We start from the raw sequence: 19,517 nt of genomic DNA, 5'->3' as shown, positions 1-19,517 counted from the left end.
GCTACCAGTATTTGGAGATTTCATTCCCGTAAAGCCGCATCACCCGGTCCAGGTCGTTCTTCTTTCTGGCACGGAGATAGCTCACGGCGATGTTCTTGTTCGTGTAATAGCTCACCAGGTTGCGGTAGCGGCGCATCTCATAGTAGCAGCGGTCCACCACGTCCATGCGGTCCTTGTCGGTCATGGAGAGCGTGCTCACGTTGATGACCTGCCTGAGATCCTGCAGCACGCCGTTGCTCTCCTCCAGCAGGCGGGTGTAGCCGAAGGCGATGGCGTCCAGCTCGCGGGGCGAGAAGTTCCCGTCGTTCATCATCTTGCCGAAGTTCGTTACATAGATGTCGGACACGTCGCCCACCATCAGGATGATGTCGCGCACCTTGCGGGCGTCCTGTATCAGGTCGTTCACCGCCTTTAACTGGTCGTAATACTTCTTGGCCTGCTCGTAAATCTTCACCGTCTCCGCAAAGCTGTCGGCCGTATTGACCGCCGTTTTCGAGGTATGGGCGATGTTGTCCGACATGTTGATGATGCTTTGGGCAAGGTTGCCGGGATCGGTCACCACCCACTGGGCATTGGCGCCGGTGCCGCACAGGGCGAGTACCGTTCCGATCAGGAGTGACTTCGCTTTCATGGGCGTTCCTCCTTCCGCACATAGTCACCGTTCGGGGAGAAGGTCAGCACGTCGGCGGCCTCGTTGTAGGAGATGTCGATGCGGTGCCCCGTGTTGATGAACAGGTTCCCGTTCTCCTCAACCAGCAGGTAGGTCTGAGGCCTGAGACGGCGCATCTTTCCGCTGCGGGCGAACACCGTCACCTTGTAGGCTTCCCCTTCCTTATATACCAGCACGTCCGGCTTGCCTTCCACGCTGCTCCACGAGCCGCAGAGCTTGTCACGGTCGGTGCCGCTCTCCGAGCAGCCTTGCAATACCATGGCGGCCATACCGATCAGGCACACCGCCAGTCTCATAAGGGATTTGTTTCTCATTGTTCTCTTTTTGGGGTTGATACTTGTCTTTGTTCCTCTCGTTTTCTCTCTGCCATCCGGCGGATGGCAAGTTCCAGGTTGCCGTCCAGCTCCTCGGCAAGCCGTTGCACTTCCAGTTTCTCGGACTCTTCCGTCGTGAACGTGAAATACTCTTCCGCGCTCACTTCCGTAGCATAGACCGCCGAACGGGTGCCGCCAAGCCCTATCCAGACTTCACGGTAAAAACGTCCGGGATGGTTCGCCTGGTTGATGGAGAGTATCTGGCTTTTCTCTTTCTCCGTCAGGCCGAGCAGCCGCTGGATATGCTCGAACTTGTTCATGTATTTCCGCTGGTCCAGAAGGATCTTGCAGTCGGAGTTGTTGATGATGGCCTCCTTCACAATCGGGGAGCTGATGATGTCGTCCACCTCCTGGGTCACCACAACGGCCTCACCGAAATATTTCCGGACGGTCTTGAACAAATATTGGATATAGCCGCTCATGTTGGCGGACATAAGGGCTTTCCAACACTCCTCTATCAATATTACCTTGCGGATTCCTTTCAGACGGCGCATCTTGGCGATGAAGGTCTCCATGATGATCAGCGTCACCACAGGCAGCAGCACCTTGTTGCCGCTGATGTTGTCCAGCTCGAACACGATGAACCGCCTGTTTGTCAGGTCCAGTTCCCTGTCGGAGTTCAGCAGGAAGTCGTAGTCGCCACCCTTGTAGAAAGGCTCCAGCACGTTCAGGAAACCGTCGATGTCGAAATCCTTCTCGCGTACCTTCTTTTCCGCTATCATCCGGCGGTAGTCACCGTCCACGAACTCGTAGAAGCCGTTGAAGTCCGGCCTTGCCTCCCGATTCCCGGTAATTTTACGGATATAGGCGTTCACCGCTCCCGAGAGCGCCACCTCTTCCGAACGTTTCGGTGCCTCGTCCTCCCGTTTCCACAAGGTCAGTATCAGAGTCTTGATGCTCTCGCGCTTTTCCACATCGAACTGTCCGGAATCGGTGTAGAACGGGTTGAAGGATATCGGATTGTCCTCCTCATACGTGATGTAGATGCCGTCCCCGCCGCGTGTGCGGTCGTGGATCATCCGGCACAACCCCTGATAGCTGTTGCCCGTGTCCACCAGCAGGATATGCGCTCCCTGCTCGTAATAGTTGCGCACCAGATGGTTGGTGAAAAAGGACTTGCCGCTGCCGCTTGGTCCCAGGATAAATTTGTTGCGGTTGGTGATGATGCCCCGTTTCATCGGAAGGTCGGAAATGTCCACGTGCACCGGAATGCCGTTCTGCCGGTCCGCCATGCGGATGCCGAACGGACTGGGCGAACTTCTGTAATTGGTCTCCCCGGCAAAGAGGCAGACCGCCTGCTCCAGGAACGTGTAGAATGACTCTTCGGCAGGAAAGTCGCCCGCATTGCCCGGAATGCCCGTCCAGTAAAGCACCGGGGTGTCGACGGTGTTGTAACGGGGGGTGCATTCCATCATGGCAAGCTGGCTGCCCGTGTCGTTCCTGATACGGCGGAACTCCTCCGCATCCTCCGCCCAGGCGATTACATTGCAGTGGCATCTGACGGGAAGCACTCCCTTGGTATGCGCCTCGTCCAGATACATCTCCGTCCATTCCTGGTTCACGGCATTGCTCCGGCTGTACCGTGACAGAGAGAGCATGTTGCGCGAGTTCTTCTCCATCATCTGCAGGATTTCCTGCGCATTGTCGATGAACACGTACTGCGAGTAGATGTGGTTGCAGGAGAGCAGCAGCCCCACGGGTGCGGCGAAGGAAAGGCGGCAGTCACTCCTGTCGGTGGACATACGCTCGTAGCGCATGTCGGTGGAGAGCTTGCCCGGCAGGTCTTCCGTATCCGAAAGTGTGTGCAGGCAGAGCCGCTTGTCCCCGATACGCATCCGTCCGGGCTTGAGGCAGATGTCCTGCAGTACGGCGGTTTCGTCCTCCATCGAGAGGGAGAGGTATTTCTCCACCAGCCCGGGACGTTCCTTCGTGCCGGTAATCTCCTCCGTTTCCAGGCGGCGCAGCCGGATATGGGCGGAGTCGTTCACGATATGCTCGAACTGCTCCACCGCTTCCAGAAAGCGGGCCGCCATGTCCTTGTCGGTAATCTCCCTGGGCAGCAGGAATCCCCGGCAGAGGGTGCTGAAGTCACTTTGCCGGCGGTTGCGCTCACGGGTGGTCTTTGTCAGATACAGGTAACAGCGGTGGTTCAGGTACGGCCTCTCGTTGAAGTGCCGCTCATAGCTGCGCGAGAGGAAGCTCTGTTCCTCCCCGCCGTTTTGGGGACGGTAGCTCTCCTTCGTGAACCAGTCCTGCTTGCAGACGATGCTGTGCTCGGGCAGTACCCTGGCGGCCTTTATCCAGGTGGAGTGCATGGCCTCATACTCTTCCGCCGTCACCGTGTACAGCTCGGGAAGCTCCACCTCGAAGGCCACGGTCAGGTCGGCGTCCTTGCTCACGATGCAGCCGTTCTCCACCGAGAGCAGGGGGAACTTGCGTTCCAGCGTTTCCGCTTTCAATACATTTCTCATGATTGTCGTTTTTTTCTTTTTGCAAATAATCTGAAAACTCTCTTGCGGTGGATCAGGTAGCGCGGATGGCGTTTCTCCGCCAGCAGCTTCATAAGACCGTGTTCGCCGTAGCGGGCGTTCAGCCGGAACACCGCCCATGCCAGCAGACCGCCGGATACGGTCCCGAAAGGGATGCATATCCATTGGTCCACGCCTGCCAGGTAAAGGATGACCACCGCCAGGAGCACCGTCACCAGACCGCCCGCGAAGACGAACAGGTATTGTGACTTGAGCCCCTTGAACTCGACGGGATTGCCCGCCCCCTTGTTTACAGGATACTCCATACCGCTTAGAGGAAGAAGGAACGCAGGATGGTGGCGGCTACAATCAGAAAGATGCAGGCAAAGAACCAGCTGGCGGCGGTTTTCGAGGTGTCGGGATCACCGCTGGAGAACTTGCCGTAGGTCTTGATGCCGCCCACCAGGCCGAGCACCGCACCGATGGCATAGCACAGTTTGGTGGCGGGATCGAAATACGAGGTCATGAGGCTGGTCGCCTCGTTGATACCGGCAAGGCCCTGACCTTGGCCCTGCGCGAAAGCACCGGCGGCAATCGCCGCGCACATCACTGAAAAAAGGATTCTTCTCTTCATTGTCGAATCGTTTGGGTAAGACATAAATTTGAATTCGACGGCGAAGATAAAAAGGGATAATACGCTGTGATTCAGAGGTGTCATCAGATGTCGCCAGATGTCATCAGATGTCATCCAACAAGTGCTTTTGCGCGTCTCTACAGAGATTTTCAACATTGTTTTACGTCATTGCGGAGACGCTTACCTCAAGCATAATACATGATTAATTGATGATTTTGGCACAAACATGGATTGTTCAAACGGTTACATGTTTTTCTGTACCATTTATATAATTGCCATACAAAAGCCAGCAAATTCCATAAAGTTGATTTCTTGTCAAAAACGACTATTATTGATATTGGATTAAAATAGCTATATTTGCATATCAAACGCAGTTTTATGGCCAATGTAAACAGGTTAAAAATAGTGTATCATGTAGTAGTGTATAAAGAGAGTAACAATATCACACCTTGATAAGGCATTTTTAAGTAATATATCTGTTTATATTCAAGAACAGCCAAACAGAGAACAATAACTTTCATACTTATAAGTATGAACAATGAAATTATTGTGCCTGAAACAAAGCGAACAAAATATGAGGCCGTAAAATAAAGCATGATGCAACAATTGCTTATGGGCAAAATATTTAATCAGTTAGTGTATGAAGAAAAACCTTAAAGATTTGTATTGCCAACGCCCTCATGTCGTGATAGTTGGAGCTGGTGCTTCAAGAGCGGTCATGGGAAAATCTTGCCCGACGATGAATGAAGCCATTGAACAGGTCGGGTTAGATAGAATCCTTGAAGGATTTATGTTAGAAACGAAAAGCAAGAATCTTGAAGATATATATAGTGAGCTGTTTAGACGTGGTGATGAGTGTAAAAACGCACGGATAGCAATGGAAAAAAAACTTTATGAATATTTTTCAAATGTGCAGCTTCCATCTTTCTTGACCATCTACGACCTTTTGATTCTTTCGCTCACAGAAAAAGACTGCATTGTATCCTTCAACTGGGATAGTCTGCTTATCCAAGCATATAACAGAGTGGCAAAGATTACCTGGAACAGACCAGAGATTCTGTTCTTGCATGGAAATGTGGGGGCTGGTGTGTGCAAAGACTGTATGACCTTTGGTCTTATACAAAACTATTGCAGAAAGTGTGGCAAACCATACAACGCTGTTCCTTTGCTGTATCCTGTAGAACAAAAGGATTACAACAGCGACAGCTTTATCCGTGACCAATGGAGTGTTGCAAAGTACTACATATCGAAAGCAGGCAAGGTAACAATCTTTGGGTATAGCGCACCTTCTTCTGATAAGGAGGCAAGTGAAATACTTAAAGCTGCATTCTCTAAACATGATGGTGTTCATAGATTGGATGCAGTGGAAATAATTGAACGTCCCGGATTCAACGCGAATGAAATATCAGAAACTTGGCAGTATTTCTTTTCATTGACCAATTACCATTCTGACATTGTGGACTCCTTTTATAATAGCTGCTTGGCGCAGGCACCTCGCCGTACCTTGCAATACCAATACCAACAATTCATTAGAGGATGGTGGGGACAACCAAAGATACACTTCTCAAAACAAGATACTTTTGAGTCGGTGGAAACGCTTTTAAAGCCACTTCTTGTAAATGAAGAGCAAGGAGATTATTCTATAATTTAAGTCAATAACACTAACATCATCATTACAACCGAATGAATAGACTTGTTATCATAGGAAACGGATTTGACATGGCACATGGCTTTAAAACAAGTTATATGGATTTTATCAACTGGTATTGGGACCAACGAGTGTATACTTTTTCCGGTAATACTACAAATGTATCAGAAGATTGCCTTTGCCGTTTGGTTATCAAAGATAATGTAGGCATTAATTGCTGGAATGTTTTTGTCTTCAACAACTCATGTTTTTTTAAGGATATCTATTGTAAAGAAAGATACTCAGGAAGCGAAGTTATTCAGTATATCAAGGACCAACCAAACATTTTCTCTATTGAATGTTGCCCTTTTTTTAAAACTATTCTGCAATCAATAGAAACCAAAGGATGGGTGGATATTGAAAACGACTATTACCAACTGTTGAAAGTTGGCATGGATAGCCCTGGTTGTAATTATACAATCAGTGAGTTGAATGAACAATTTGCATTCCTTCAAGAAAAATTAATTGAATACCTCCATACAATAGAAACAGACAATGTAAGGAATGACCTTCAAAATGCAATAATTGACTTCTTTGATCCTGCTGATTTCTCAACAGAAGGAAAAAAGAAAGCTCTGGATAGCATTGGGCTGAATATATCCAGCCTTGCAGATGTTGAATACAATTATGGAGAACGCGATAAACTTATCCCTAAACGTATCATGTTGCTGAGTTTCAACTATACAAAAACAGCTAAGATGTATGGTAACTTTAATATTACCCACAATTATATTCATGGCGAATTAGAAAAACCTGAAAATATAATTTTTGGCTATGGGGATGAACTTGACAAAAGTTACCAGTCTATTCTTGATATGAATGACAATGAGTTACTTAGATATGTCAAATCCGTTAAATATTTAGAAACAAGACATTATCATGATTTGCTCGAATTTCTTTTAGCTGCACCTTTTCAAGTTTTGATAATGGGGCATTCTTGCGGAAATTCAGACCGAACATTACTAAATACCGTCTTTGAACATGAAAACTGTGTTTCCATAAAGCCGTTTTATCATAAATGGGAAGATGGCAGAGATAATTACTTGGAACTTGTTCAAAATATTTCCCGAAACTTTACTAATATGAAGTTATTCAGAGATAGAGTTGTGAACAAGGAGCAATGCAAAACCATGTAATGGAACACTAAATTTAAATGTGATTTTTTCTATGATATCTTGTTATGCACATAAAGTACGACAAAAATATTGTGCAAAAGGAAGCAGGGAAACGGATTTTCATCCATTAGAAAAAGTAAGGAGCTGGCTTGGTAAGCAGCTCCTTACTTTTTTATAGTCGTTTATAGGTCTCTTATAAAGAAATTTCATTTAATAAATTGAGTCACTAGTGTCCCGTTAAAATCGGGACGAGTTATTAATTAATCAAATAATCCCGGAATAAGGGGATTAAATTGTTCTTTGACATCATTGAAATTAGTCTTATTAAACAGCTCTTGTAAATGCGTTTTATCTGTTAATGAGATGCTAAGAATCTGCAAGACCTCATAAGTTGAACGATTCAGTTGCATATCATATTGTACAATAGCTACTAAACAATAGGTGATGATAGCAACACTAATCTGTATTCGAACCGCATTCTCGGTAGTACCCCAGAACCTTTTTATCTTAAGGTGTTGTTTCAGCCATTTGAAGAAAAGTTCCACGAACCATCTTTTCTTATAAAGATTGGCAACATCAAGTGCAGATATGTGTTTGGCATTCGTCAGGAATGTGAATTCACGATCATCCTCTTCATCATAGAAACGGATGACTCTGAATGATTCAGGATACTTCTTTTCAGAAGTGTACCCTATCAGTTTCACTTCCGCATCTGAAAGGATATTCTTCGGCATTCTACGCTTCCATTTACAGAACTTGCATTTCAGATTAGACTTCGCTCTGACTACAAAGAAAGAACCTGTAAGATGAATCCGATAAAGTTCTTTAAACGAGTCATACGCTCTGTCAAATATATAATAAGCATTTGGCTCATAATTAATTGCGGACATTTCTGTTGAATCATGCCTGGATGCTGTAGTTACTGTATAAAAGGCTGGAAGTTGTGCTTCTATGTCATAAAGGACATGAGCCTTAACTCCACCTTTTTTCTTACGGAACTTCGCCCAAGGGAATATAGCCAAACATAAAGGAATCGTAGTGGAATCAAACGCATACTTCCTTCCTGGAATATCCAAGATGTGAGTCGATCGTTTTTCACATGCTTCCTTCATCATATAGAAAGCAAAATCTTCGAAGATTCTGTAATCCCGATTCTGATTGGCAGATGCAAGCGTAGTTTTGGCAATGGGCTCACGACCCAATCCCAAATGATAACGCTTTCCTTGATGTGCTTCCAAAGCTACAATCAAGTCACGAAGACTTTCACGATTACTGAGTTGACCGAACATCATTGCAAGTAACTGACTCCAGCAAGTGAAATGTTTCACATAACGATTGCCATCATACTTGTCTACAAGTCTTCTGAACTTATCATTGTTCAAGAATTCTACTAACTGAGCGAAAACATATTTATCTTGGTTCATTTGAGGTCACCTTAATTGACCTCAAAGGTATGATTTCAAATCGTCGCGCCTAAAAAGTAGTATCTAATAGACTATATTTCAATTATTTCAAAGAACTATTTATCCACTTTTACGGGACAGTAATGAAATTGAGTTATAGTTTTTCCTGTCAGCAAATCAGGATAATTTCATTCTTTTACTTTTGAATCGTAAGCAACAGTGAGGAAGTATCCGATTTTCTGAGTTGTCCCCGTGATTTCTATGTTTTGAGTGTTTGTTCCTTTCTATTACCCTTAACAAAAGACAAACTTCAACCTTTTTCATAGATTATAGAAAAATACAAAGTTGGGTACATAATGAATATCCTATATATAATATTCAACAATATGGAATTTTGTGGCATAATAGCATATTACTTTCAGACCAGCTTCCTCCAATCTGCGACAGGTTTGGAAACGTTCCTCTCTTTTTTTAAAGGCAGAGCATTCCCTTCCTCATCCACATACCTTTCCATCAGCTCCTCTATCAGTTTCTTGTTCTCCACCTGGGAGGAGAACAGCTCGAACATGTCCGTTTCCCGGATGGCACGCAGTGTCATGGCGGCCCGGTATGATTTGTCCTCATCCGAACCGGCACCGTCCAGATTAAGCAGCACGTCACCTACATTGAGCAGGTCGGCAGGAGTGACTGCCGGAACAATGGCTTCCGCCTCGGGAGAACGGCTGTCCAGCTCCTCCTGTTCGTCTTTCAGCATTCTCATCTCCTCCAAAGGCAGTTTGCATTCCACCTCATCTTCCGGAATATCCTCATCCTTGCCGATAAGGTCGCTTCCCATTTCCAACTGCTGGCTCATGTAAGGGGCAACGGTCTTTCCGGCATTCTCATCCAGATAGACAAAACGGGTGGCCCCCATCACATCTGCCGCACTTTCCGGATTCCGGCGGTGGTCCTTTTCCGTTTCCGTTTTTTTACGGGGAGTATAAAGCAGATCGCATATCTTACCTATTCTCTTTTTCTGCTCCCATACCTTATATAATAGATAAGCGGTACAGCCGAGCCGTATTGACAAATAAACTATTTCTTCCATTCTATCGGTTTTTGTGTGGCTTCCTGGTTATATATCTCGTTGATGATGTCCTGGTACCTTTCCAGATGGTCTGACAGGACACAGCTTAAAAACATCGGGACGGACATATCCGGTGCAATGACCGGCAATACTTTGGCAACAGTCCTGTATAATGCATCGTTAACATAGGTCTGCCTTCTTGCTCCCGACAGTCTCACTTTCAGAAACCGTCTCCGGTATTCATCTGAATCAGCCACTCCATCCGGTGATTTCTTTATTTGCTGTCTGGAAAGGCCGCTTTTCTTCTCCTGTTTCTCCTGAGAAGGCCCAGCCTGACTTTTTGTTTCCGATTCCCCTTCCGGAGAAACCGTTTTTTCCAAAGCGGTTACATCTCCTGCCATCATGCGTTTCAATGCCTCCTCGTCCACTTGGTAATCCGTTCTTCTTTTGGTAGCCATAATTGTTTTATTGAAGTTTCAGTACGGTTTCTATTTCCGCTACCAACAGGTCCAGACCGCTTCCTTTCACTGCGGAGGGAGATGGAGGGAACAAGGTGCTGCGGAACAGGGGCCCCTTCATCCCGGAATCTTTGTTGTAGCGTTCCGCACTGGGAATGACGGTCTCCAGCACCGGCAGTTTCAGAGAGCGGAAAATTTCGGTATAGCCGTTATACAGCCCTTTGGACACCCGTTTGTCCATCCGGTTCCAGAACATATGGATGCCACGCAAGGGTACGTCCGCATGCCGGTGCATGTATTCCCTGATGGCAAGGACAAAAGACATGCTGCTCCGCATTACCATCCTTTCCTGTGTAATCGGAGTGAATACATAGTCCATATTGATCACGGACTGGAAGACACCGGGCACATTCACGGTACCGGGGAGATCAAAAAGGACAAGGTCATAGTCCAGATCCGACTTTTCGAGAAAGCGGCCGGCCGTCTCCCTAGCTTCCTCCGGGGTGGAGTTCAGGATGCTGTAGGCTTTCCTGCCGCTTGTTCCGAACTGTTCCACCAGCTGGTTTTGCAGATGCACGTTCTTTTCAATGTTCCCCACTTCCCAGTCCCGCATGGCACTGATGCTGTGCTGTGGATAATCACAATCCACCACAAGTACGTTATATCCGTTCAGGTAATGGAAATAACTGGCGAGCAACACGGTGAACGTGGATTTTCCCACACCGCCTTTCTGGTTGCTCAAAGCGACAAATAAAGGTTCTCTCTTCATAGGCTTGAATTTAGAGTGTATGACTTGTTTCATATCTGTCTGGATTTTTTCGTTTCATCACACGGCAATGCATCCGTTGGTATATGGCAATTACGCATTGCTTGCCTGTTTGCATGAATACATTGCATACCATATTGCATCAGTGTAATGCCGGTTGCCGGAGGGTGTTGCCGTATAAGGTGCATTGCATTCATGCAATATGGAGTTCAATGTACCCCATACTGCATTGCACGGATGCAATGTGTCCCGTCATGCAGGACTGCCATGCGGCATATATGGCATTGCGCATACATGGATGATACCGCATTCGCGTCATGCACCACCTGTGGCAGGCAAGCAATACACCTTACAGGACAATGTTCCAATGTATGCCCTCATGCACTGTGCCAAAAGTAGCGGCTATTCTTGAAACTTCCGCCAACATTTCCCCTACCTGACATCAGATGTCGTCAGATGTCATCAAATGTCATATCAAACGCTGTTTACCAATCGGTTATCACTGTCTAATTTTGCAAAACCGGAATCAGACAATGGAAAGGAACTGACTTCGCCGGACCACAGCACGCCGTGAACGTCGCGCAGCAATCCGACGAAGGAGGATTCTCTGTTCAAGCGAACAGAGCAAGTTGTGTCCTTGTCCGACAAAAAGTCTTTTGTCCGACAAGAACCAACTTGCCCGCCCAGAGGGGCGGGGGAATCCGCTCCAAAGTCGCGGATTCTGGAAGAGAAAAAAGTACAAACCAAAAATCTCATGTGTATGGAGAAAACAACAGGGACAAGGACGGGCAGAAAGCCTAAAAATGATCCGGCGGACCACAAGTACAGTTTCCGCCTGAACGCCGAGGAGAACACAAGATTTGAAAAGTTGCTGGCGGATTCAGGAGCCGGCAACCTCACGCTGTTCATCAAGAAATCCATCTTCTCGGGACAGATAAAGGTCGTGAAAATAGACAAGGCGACGATGGACTATTACATCAGGCTGACAGAATTCCACAAACAGTTCCAGGCTGTCGGCAACAACTACAACCAGGTCGTCCGTGCCTTGAAGAACAATTTCGGGGAGAAACGGGCGATGGCATTGCTCTATAAGTTGGAAAGATTGAGTCTTGAGCTGATGCTCATCTGCAAAAAGGTCATGGCGCTAACCCAGGAATACGAGCGGAAATGGTTGCAAAAATAAGCCATGGCATGAGTCTTTACGGAGCGCTTGCTTATAACTACGAGAAGGTAGCAGCCGGAACGGCTGAGATTCTTTCCGGTAACCGTATGATTTCCGACCGGCTCGGATTGCCAAGCGAGGACATGCGCTTGGCATTGCTCTCTTTTGAGAATTACCTGCTGGCAAACCGCAATACGGAGAAGCCCGTCCTGCACATTTCCCTTTCCCCAGCACCGGAAGACCGGCTGACCGACGGGCGGCTGGCAGAACTGGCGGAACGTTATATGCAGAAGATGGGGTATGGGAATCAGCCTTACATCACCTACAAACATGCCGATACACACAATACCCATATCCATATTGTCAGTGTCTGTGTGGATGAACAGGGGAAAAAGATCAGCGATGCCTACGAGCATCGGCGTTCCATGACCGCCTGTCGGGAGCTGGAAGTGGATTTCGGTCTGCGAAACGGAGCGGATGCGGAAAAGCGGAATCCAAAAGCGGAACTAAGAAAGGTGGACGCTTCCTTGGGAGATGTCCGCCATCAGGTAGGTAATACCCTTAAAGCCGTATTGGAAAGCTACCGTTTCCAAACCTTCGGGGAATACAATGCGCTGCTTTCCACGCTCAACATCGAGGCGAAACAGGTCAGGGGAGAATACAACGGTACCCCATATACCAGTATTGTATATTCGGTCACGGATGATACCGGCAAGGTTGTCAGCCCACCGTTCAAAAGTTCCCGATTTGGGAAACGCTTCGGAAATGAACAGTTGGAAAAGCGGATGCTGATAAATCTGAAAGCTCTCAAAGATGGGAAATGGGCCCCCTCCATACAGGCGGACATCGTTCGTGCCTTGCGGCAGGCGGATTCACAGAAACGGTTTGTGGAACTGCTCGGGCAAAGGCGTATTGATGTGGTTTTCCGCAAGAATGAGCGGGGACGTATCTATGGTGTCACCTTTATTGATCACAACCATCGGGAGGTGTTCAACGGCTCACGCATGGGCAAGGTGTTTTCTGCCAATGTGTTCAACGACTATTTCAAATGGTTGGAAAACATACCCGAAAAGGAACGGGGCGGACATTCCGCTACAGAACTTTGGCAGCATCACCGTCACGAATCCTCTAGCACGCTCGAACTGGCGGCAGGCATTTTTTCCTTGGAAACCAATCCGCGGGATTACGAGGAGGAAGCCTTTGCACGCCGCATGAAGAAAAAAAAGAAGACCGGACGCAAGCGTGGCATTTAGACAAAACAAGTATCAACCCATTTATATACAATTCTTATGCAGCAGGAAGATGATTTGAGGGCTCTCGCTAAGATAATGGAATTCGGCAGGGCCGTGAGTATTTTTCTTTTGGTGGTACACGTCTATGTGTACTGCTATCCGAGTATCACCGCATGGCACCTGAACCTTGAGGTGATAGACCGGATTCTGGTAAACTTCAACAACACGACCGGAATTTTCAACTGTATTCTCTGGAGCAAACTGTTGGCAGTGCTTCTGTTGGCCGTTTCCTGCCTGGGTACGCATGGGGTCAAAGGTGAAAAAATAACCTGGCCTAAAATTTATGCGGTGTTGGTGGCAGGATGCGCATTGTTTTTTCTGAACTGGTGGCTTCTTAAACTGCCATTGCCACACATGGCAAATACCGCATTCTATATTTTTACTCTTACGGCAGGCTATCTCGCCCTGTTGATGTCGGGATTATGGATGAGCCGCCTTTACAGGCACAACCTCATGGAAGATGTGTTCAATATGGAAAATGAGAGTTTCATGCAGGAAACCCGACTGATGGAGAATGAATATTCGGTAAACCTCCCGACGAGATTCTATTATAAAAAACGCTGGAATAACGGATTTGTCAATATTGTCAATATTTTCCGTGCCTGCATGGTTATCGGGACACCGGGCAGCGGCAAATCCTATGCGATAGTCAACAGTTACATACGCCAGCTTATAGCCAAAGGCTTTGCGATTTACATCTATGATTACAAGTTTGATGACCTGTCCACCATCGCCTATAATTCTTTGTTGAAGAATATGGACAAGTACGAGGTAAAGCCCCGGTTCTATGTCATCAATTTCGACGATCCGCGCAGGTCTCACCGGTGCAATCCCATTAATCCGGAATTCATGACGGACATTTCCGATGCGTACGAGGCAAGCTATACGATAATGCTCAACCTCAATCGCACCTGGATCGAAAAGCAGGGGGACTTCTTCGTGGAGTCTCCTATCATTCTGCTTGCGGCAATAATCTGGTATTTAAAGATTTACAAAAACGGTATTTACTGTACGTTTCCCCATGCGGTAGAACTGCTCAACAAACCCTACTCAGACCTGTTCACCATTCTGACCTCTTATCCGGAGCTGGAAAACTATCTTTCTCCCTTCATGGACGCATGGAAGGGAAATGCCCAGGACCAGCTCCAAGGCCAGATAGCCTCGGCTAAAATACCCCTTACGCGCATGATCTCCCCACAACTCTACTGGGTGATGACCGGTAATGATTTTTCATTGGATATCAACAATCCGAAAGAGCCCAAACTGCTCTGCGTGGGCAACAATCCGGACAGGCAGAACATTTATTCGGCAGCGCTCGGATTATATAATTCCCGTATCGTCAAGCTTATCAACAAGAAAAAACAGCTTAAATGCGCCGTTATCATTGACGAGCTTCCCACCATCTATTTCCGTGGGCTTGACAACCTGATCGCGACGGCGAGAAGCAACAAGGTGGGTGTGCTTCTGGGTTTTCAGGATTTCAGTCAATTGACACGTGACTACGGAGAAAAAGAATCCAAGGTCATCCAGAACACGGTGGGGAATATTTTCAGCGGACAGGTGGTCGGTGAAACCGCAAAAACGCTTTCAGAGCGCTTCGGCAAGGTGCTTCAGCAACGTCAGTCCGTATCCATCAACCGTCAGGACGTATCCACCTCCATCAACACACAGCTAGACTCGCTCATTCCCGCATCAAAGATCGCCAACCTCTCACAAGGCACGTTTGTCGGGGCTGTGGCGGATAATTTTGATGAGAGGATAGAGCAAAAAATATTTCATGCCGAAATTGTCGTGGACCATACCAAGATCAGCGCAGAAGAAAAGGCTTATCAGAAAATCCCGGTCATCAACGACTTCAAGGACAGGAACGGTAACGACATCATGATGCAACAGATACAACGCAATTACGACCAGATCAAGGCGGATGCGCAGGCTATTATCAATGAGGAGATGCGGCGTATCAAAAATGACCCTGAACTCCGTAAACGACTAGGTCTGGAAGATGAAAAAGGAAAGGACCCCGACAAATCATGACAAGTGGAGGGGTAATTGAAGAAATTATACCCCGACTGATCGGATTATTGAAAAAGATGCCGTATATTTGAAACTTGAAATAGAGAAATAAGGCCGGTCTCGACAATTGGGACCGCCATTATTATACATAAGTCGCAAGACGTCTCGAACAGGAATCTGACAAATTCAAAAACACAGAGGCTATTGCGTGAGGCTTATGCTATACCTTATAGCATGAGCCCATGCGGGTTTCTGTGTTGGGCTTTGTCAGAGCCTCTGTTCGAAATAAGCATGGGTTTCATGCTTTTTTAACAAGAGGTATGGCAAAAATTCAAGTTATCATGGCACTCACTTTGGACGGGTTCCTTCCGCATGAAGACGAGATGCTTATGCGATGGGTGAGGGAAAACAAACGGTATGGTTTCCCACGCTGGCAGCGACAGGCCACATTCCACATCTACCCCCATTACGGTTTGATGGACTTGCTGAATGTAAAGGAAAAGCATGACAAGGATTGTATTTATCTGGCAGGAGTGGGAGATGGAGGAAGTGCGGAATATGCCGATGGACTTTTTCGGTATAATCTGGTGGATGAGACAGTACTTTTTCTGCTGCCTCTTTCTTATGGTGGTGGAATCCCCTTGACGGGAGAATTCCGGTCTGCCCGCTGGAAACTTCTTGGCTGCAAAACTTTCTCCAACGGAATCTGCCGGCTTATGTATAAACGAAACGGATGAAGATGCTATCTCAACCCATACCTTTCCATTTTCTTGTATAGCGTCGGACGGCTCATCCCCAACATTCTCGCCACACGACTGATCTTACCTCCACATTCTTCCAGAATCTTCCTTATTAGTTCTTTCTCTTCTGCTTCTTCCATCAAGCCTTTTTTACATTTTTCGCCTGTCCTACAGATGGTCGCATTAAGATTCAGATCTTTATGGGTTAACAATGGAGATACCGCCAACAGGACAGCACGTCTTATCCGGTTGTCAAGTTCACGCACATTGCCCGGCCATGAGTGGGAAAGCATGGAGATTTTGGCTTGTTCGGTAAAACCGGAGGTCTCCACACGTATCTCTTCTGAATGTTGCTCACGAAAGAAGTCAGCCAGTGGCAATATATCTTCCGGGCATTCGGAGAGAGAGGGCTGGCGTATCTCAAACTCGGCGAGACGGTAGTACAGATCCTCCCGGAAACGTCCCTCCCGTATGGCACGCTCCATATCCTCGTTGGTGGCCGACAATATCCGTACATCGGCTTCAAGTTCTTTGCGGCTGCCCACTGGACAATACACTCTTTCCTGTAATACCCTGAGCAGCAGTGTCTGCATTTCGGGAGGCATGTTTCCGATCTCGTCAAGGAAGAGCGTACCGCCCTTGGCCGTCTCAAAATAGCCGGCAGTATCCTTTTTCGCATCGGTAAATGCCCCCTGCACGTGACCGAAGAACTCAGATGCGGCAAGTTCCCCCCGGATACAACCACAGTTCACCGCCACAAAAGGCTTGTCCTTACGCCCGCTATGCTGTTGGATCAGCTGTGCGACAGATTCTTTTCCGCTACCGTTCGGTCCAAGGATCATGACGGAACAATTCAAAGGAGCCACACGACAAGCTATCCGCTCGGTCTCCCGGACCGCCCCGCTAAGCCTTTTCATTAATGATTTCTTCGGGGGAACGGAAACTGGCAGACCGATCAATCCCCGTAACAGTTCCATCAGTAACTCCTCGTGGACAGGCTTGGGCAAGTAGTCCTTTGCGCCCAATTTGACGGCACGCACCGCATCTGCAATGGAGGCATGTTCGGTCATCACCACAAAAGGGATATGTAACCCTTGGGAGATGCTCCATTCCAGTAAACTGATGCCATCCCCTTCGGGAAGGCGGACATCCGTCAGTACCAGCGCCACGTTATTCCCCTTGATTTTCCGGCGTGCCGAAGGCTCATCTATGGCCGTCAATACCCTGTAACCGGCTTTCTGTAGCCATCTCTCAAGAATATCGCAAAGAATCAGGTTGTCCTCCACGATCAATAAAGTCTTTTTCATCCCCGTCATTTTTCTTTCTTAATTCATTATTTACTTCGTCTATCAGTAACCGTATCTGTTTCATAATTCTCATCGTGTACTCTCTGACCGTCTCGTCGCTCGAGGTCTTGTCATGCAGGAACTTCCGATAACCGAACAGTACATCGTTGGCCCCTAACAACTCCCAGACCGGAGCCATCCGATGTACGATCCTCCGCATGGCTTCCCGATCGTTTTCTCTTAAAGCCTCCTCCAGTTCGGCAAGATCCTTTTCTGACTCTTTTGCGACAAGACCGAACATATGACGACGGTCGTCCGTACTTTCCATCAGGCGGGAATAGTCGAACGGAGACATGCCTGCACTTCTGCCCTCCGTAACGGAGGAGATAAAGGCCAGCAGTCCTTTTGAAGAGAAAGGCTTATGTATGCAACCGCAAAAACCGGACTTCATATACACGCCCGAGTCCCCGTCCCCCCGTGCCGTCATGACAGCGACCGGAACGGTACGGGAATTTCCGATATCCGAGTTACGCAGTAATCTCAACAAGCCGAAACCATCGGTCACGGGCATCTGTATATCTGTCAATACCAAATCATAATCCAAGCGGTCGAGTGCTAGAATGGCTTCTTTTGCATTTTGACAGGTCGTGCATTCCACCCCGTTGCGCCCGAGCATGTCTTCCGTTATTTTCAGAAGGATGCTGTCATCATCCACTACCAGTACATGTTTGGGAAGTATTGTCGCAGATTGTACCGGAAGCTCCTCTGTTTCCGGTTCTCCTGTCGTTTCCGAAAGGGGAAACGACAGGCGGAATGTTGTACCTTTACCTGGTCGGCTCTCTACTTCAATGCTTCCGTCCAGTACCTTTACAAGAGCTTTCGTGATAAAAAGCCCAAGACCGAAACCTTCCGAGTTTATCTCCTGCGCCGCACGCTCGAACGGACGGAAGACACGTTCCAATGTCTCCTCGTCCATACCGATACCGGTATCACCGACCTCCACATATAATCTTCCCGCCATGTACTCGGTATGGAAACGGATCGTACCCGACAGGGTGAACTTGATGGCGTTTGTCAGCAGATTGTCCAATATTTGTTCCAATTTGTCTGCGTCTCCTCTCACTGTAATATCACCGACATTCTTATGCCGGTGCTCGAACAGCAAGGCCCGGCCACCCGCTTTGCGGGCATATTCCTTCGATATGTTGTCAAGCAAGTTGTTTAGACGGAAAGGAACCTCGTTACGGGTATCCTTGGTCTCATTGATCTTATAAACATCCATCAGGTTGTTCACCAGATTCAGTATATGGCGGCAGGAATGGCGGATGTTCTCCAGATAGCCTTCCCGTTTTTTCTTTTCACGGGTTTCCGAGGCCAGTTCCACGCAGTTGTTGATATTACCCAATGGTCCTCGTATATCGTGCGAGATGGTCAGGATGATCTGTTTACGCATACCGAGCAGTTCCTCGTTCTCACGGTTTATCCTTTGGAGCTGTGCCCGCCCTTCCCTTTCTTTCCTGATGTCATGCCGTATGATCAGGAACGAGATGAATAGCAAGGAGGAAGCAGAGACGATTACCAAGACAAACAGTTTGAAAGAAAAATCTCCGGCTTCCGTGATTTTTTCCTCACGACTGATGAACGCCGCCTGCGCTTGCCCGTCAAGATGGGTGATGAGTATTTGCAACTTCCGGTTCAAGGCCTTATTCTGTATGCGCAGACTGTCGGTATACATGTCTATCCGGCGTTCACGTTCCTCTTGCATGGCGATCAGCTTCTCATTCAAATCTTGCAGTCCTTTCGATGGCTCGAAGACCTGTACGCTCCTTTTCCCTCCGAACCAACCGGCAATCCCTTTTTTCTTTTGGGTGACTGTCCGGGTACGAACCGCTTCCCTGATAACAATAGGCAGACGATTTGCGAGCAGGCTGTCCGCTTCCCCCTGTCTGGTAATGGTCTCCATAATGCGGAGCAGATGTATCTCCTTAGCTTCCAATAAATGACATAGGGAGTCTATCTGCTTTGGCAGGACGAACGTGCCACAACTCACTTTCAATATTTGTAACAAGCTGTCCGTTTGCAAGCGTTTTCTGCGATACTCACGAAAATCGGTATCCTCCCAGACAATGACGGACTCTCCATAGGTGGCAAGCTCCGTGATATAGCGATGCGCCGTACTGATGTCATGGCGTATCCTGCGTATCTCCGATGTTTCCGTTTTTATCTCACGCATGCGGCTCCGTTCGTATAACAAGATGGAAACCATGCCGCAAACAGCCATGATCAATATCATATACCCTAAAAGAACCTTATGCTGTAATGAAACTTTCCTTGCTACCATAAATATTTTCATTTTACGTAAACACTCACTTTAAACCACCAA

Annotated in this window: 17 protein-coding genes; 6 read left to right on the top strand and 11 right to left on the bottom strand. The window is 47.5% G+C overall.

Features of this window, described 5'->3' with window-relative positions:
* Position 1: 1 nt before the first annotated feature.
* The 5 genes from NQ542_RS10520 to NQ542_RS10500 are packed head-to-tail and all read right to left on the bottom strand — an operon-like array spanning position 2 to position 4,230.
* On the bottom strand, positions 2-631 hold the full coding sequence (locus NQ542_RS10520) for a DUF4141 domain-containing protein (protein WP_005636941.1): 630 nt from the start codon (positions 629-631) through the stop codon (positions 2-4).
* On the bottom strand, positions 628-984 hold the full coding sequence (locus tag NQ542_RS10515; protein ID WP_005636939.1) for a DUF3876 domain-containing protein: 357 nt from the start codon (positions 982-984) through the stop codon (positions 628-630). Before NQ542_RS10515 ends, NQ542_RS10520 begins: the two co-directional genes overlap by 4 nt.
* The gene (locus NQ542_RS10510; RefSeq protein WP_005636936.1) at positions 981-3,515 is read right to left on the bottom strand and encodes a TraG family conjugative transposon ATPase; all 2,535 of its coding nucleotides are present in this window, start codon (positions 3,513-3,515) and stop codon (positions 981-983) included. Before NQ542_RS10510 ends, NQ542_RS10515 begins: the two co-directional genes overlap by 4 nt.
* Positions 3,512-3,838, bottom strand: coding sequence for a DUF4133 domain-containing protein (locus tag NQ542_RS10505; protein WP_005636934.1), 327 nt, complete (start codon positions 3,836-3,838; stop codon positions 3,512-3,514). Before NQ542_RS10505 ends, NQ542_RS10510 begins: the two co-directional genes overlap by 4 nt.
* A gap of 5 nt (positions 3,839-3,843) precedes the next feature.
* Positions 3,844-4,230, bottom strand: a complete 387-nt coding sequence (locus tag NQ542_RS10500) for a DUF4134 domain-containing protein (RefSeq protein WP_080707039.1) — start codon at positions 4,228-4,230, stop codon at positions 3,844-3,846.
* A gap of 556 nt (positions 4,231-4,786) precedes the next feature.
* Between NQ542_RS10500 and NQ542_RS10495 the strand changes: the two genes are divergently transcribed.
* Together NQ542_RS10495 and NQ542_RS10490 are read left to right on the top strand one after the other, a co-directional pair.
* Positions 4,787-5,797 carry a hypothetical protein gene (locus NQ542_RS10495; protein ID WP_005636926.1) on the top strand — a complete coding sequence of 337 codons (1,011 nt, stop codon included), beginning with the start codon at positions 4,787-4,789 and terminating at the stop codon, positions 5,795-5,797.
* A 32-nt stretch (positions 5,798-5,829) separates the two neighbouring features.
* Positions 5,830-6,969, top strand: a complete 1,140-nt coding sequence (locus NQ542_RS10490; protein WP_005636924.1) for an AbiH family protein — start codon at positions 5,830-5,832, stop codon at positions 6,967-6,969.
* A 239-nt stretch (positions 6,970-7,208) separates the two neighbouring features.
* Here NQ542_RS10490 and NQ542_RS10485 read toward each other — a convergent pair whose 3' ends face one another.
* From NQ542_RS10485 to NQ542_RS10470, 4 genes are all read right to left on the bottom strand, one after another.
* Positions 7,209-8,372 (bottom strand): IS4 family transposase, encoded by a 1,164-nt coding sequence (locus NQ542_RS10485; protein ID WP_005636919.1) that lies wholly within the window; start codon positions 8,370-8,372, stop codon positions 7,209-7,211.
* A 397-nt stretch (positions 8,373-8,769) separates the two neighbouring features.
* Complete coding sequence (locus tag NQ542_RS10480; protein ID WP_005636916.1) at positions 8,770-9,438, bottom strand: DUF4122 family protein; 669 nt, start codon at positions 9,436-9,438, stop codon at positions 8,770-8,772.
* Positions 9,426-9,875, bottom strand: coding sequence for a DUF3408 domain-containing protein (locus NQ542_RS10475; protein ID WP_005636914.1), 450 nt, complete (start codon positions 9,873-9,875; stop codon positions 9,426-9,428). The genes NQ542_RS10480 and NQ542_RS10475 overlap by 13 nt, the downstream gene beginning before the upstream one ends.
* 7 nt (positions 9,876-9,882) lie before the next feature.
* Complete coding sequence (locus NQ542_RS10470; protein WP_005636912.1) at positions 9,883-10,677, bottom strand: ParA family protein; 795 nt, start codon at positions 10,675-10,677, stop codon at positions 9,883-9,885.
* Positions 10,678-11,401: 724 nt separating this feature from the next.
* Between NQ542_RS10470 and mobA the strand changes: the two genes are divergently transcribed.
* The 4 genes from mobA (at position 11,402) to NQ542_RS10450 (ending at position 15,845) form a co-directional block, all read left to right on the top strand.
* Positions 11,402-11,824 carry a conjugal transfer protein MobA gene (gene mobA, locus NQ542_RS10465; protein ID WP_005840900.1) on the top strand — a complete coding sequence of 141 codons (423 nt, stop codon included), beginning with the start codon at positions 11,402-11,404 and terminating at the stop codon, positions 11,822-11,824.
* Positions 11,809-13,056 (top strand): conjugal transfer protein MobB, encoded by a 1,248-nt coding sequence (gene mobB, locus NQ542_RS10460; protein ID WP_005636905.1) that lies wholly within the window; start codon positions 11,809-11,811, stop codon positions 13,054-13,056. Before mobA ends, mobB begins: the two co-directional genes overlap by 16 nt.
* Positions 13,057-13,092: 36 nt before the next feature.
* The gene (mobC, locus tag NQ542_RS10455; RefSeq protein WP_005636903.1) at positions 13,093-15,129 is read left to right on the top strand and encodes a conjugal transfer protein MobC; all 2,037 of its coding nucleotides are present in this window, start codon (positions 13,093-13,095) and stop codon (positions 15,127-15,129) included.
* Positions 15,130-15,350: 221 nt separating this feature from the next.
* Positions 15,351-15,845, top strand: a complete 495-nt coding sequence (locus NQ542_RS10450) for a dihydrofolate reductase family protein (RefSeq protein WP_005636900.1) — start codon at positions 15,351-15,353, stop codon at positions 15,843-15,845.
* 5 nt (positions 15,846-15,850) lie between these two features.
* Here NQ542_RS10450 and NQ542_RS10445 read toward each other — a convergent pair whose 3' ends face one another.
* Together NQ542_RS10445 and NQ542_RS10440 are read right to left on the bottom strand one after the other, a co-directional pair.
* Positions 15,851-17,155 carry a sigma-54-dependent transcriptional regulator gene (locus tag NQ542_RS10445; RefSeq protein ID WP_005636898.1) on the bottom strand — a complete coding sequence of 435 codons (1,305 nt, stop codon included), beginning with the start codon at positions 17,153-17,155 and terminating at the stop codon, positions 15,851-15,853.
* Positions 17,100-19,475 (bottom strand): hybrid sensor histidine kinase/response regulator, encoded by a 2,376-nt coding sequence (locus tag NQ542_RS10440; protein ID WP_227945677.1) that lies wholly within the window; start codon positions 19,473-19,475, stop codon positions 17,100-17,102. Before NQ542_RS10440 ends, NQ542_RS10445 begins: the two co-directional genes overlap by 56 nt.
* Positions 19,476-19,517 lie beyond the last annotated feature (42 nt).

This window comes from Parabacteroides merdae ATCC 43184 (assembly GCF_025151215.1).
GTDB classification, from domain to species: domain Bacteria; phylum Bacteroidota; class Bacteroidia; order Bacteroidales; family Tannerellaceae; genus Parabacteroides; species Parabacteroides merdae.
The sequence above is the reverse complement of the archived record's forward strand: the minus strand, read 5'-3'. Positions and strand labels throughout refer to the sequence as shown.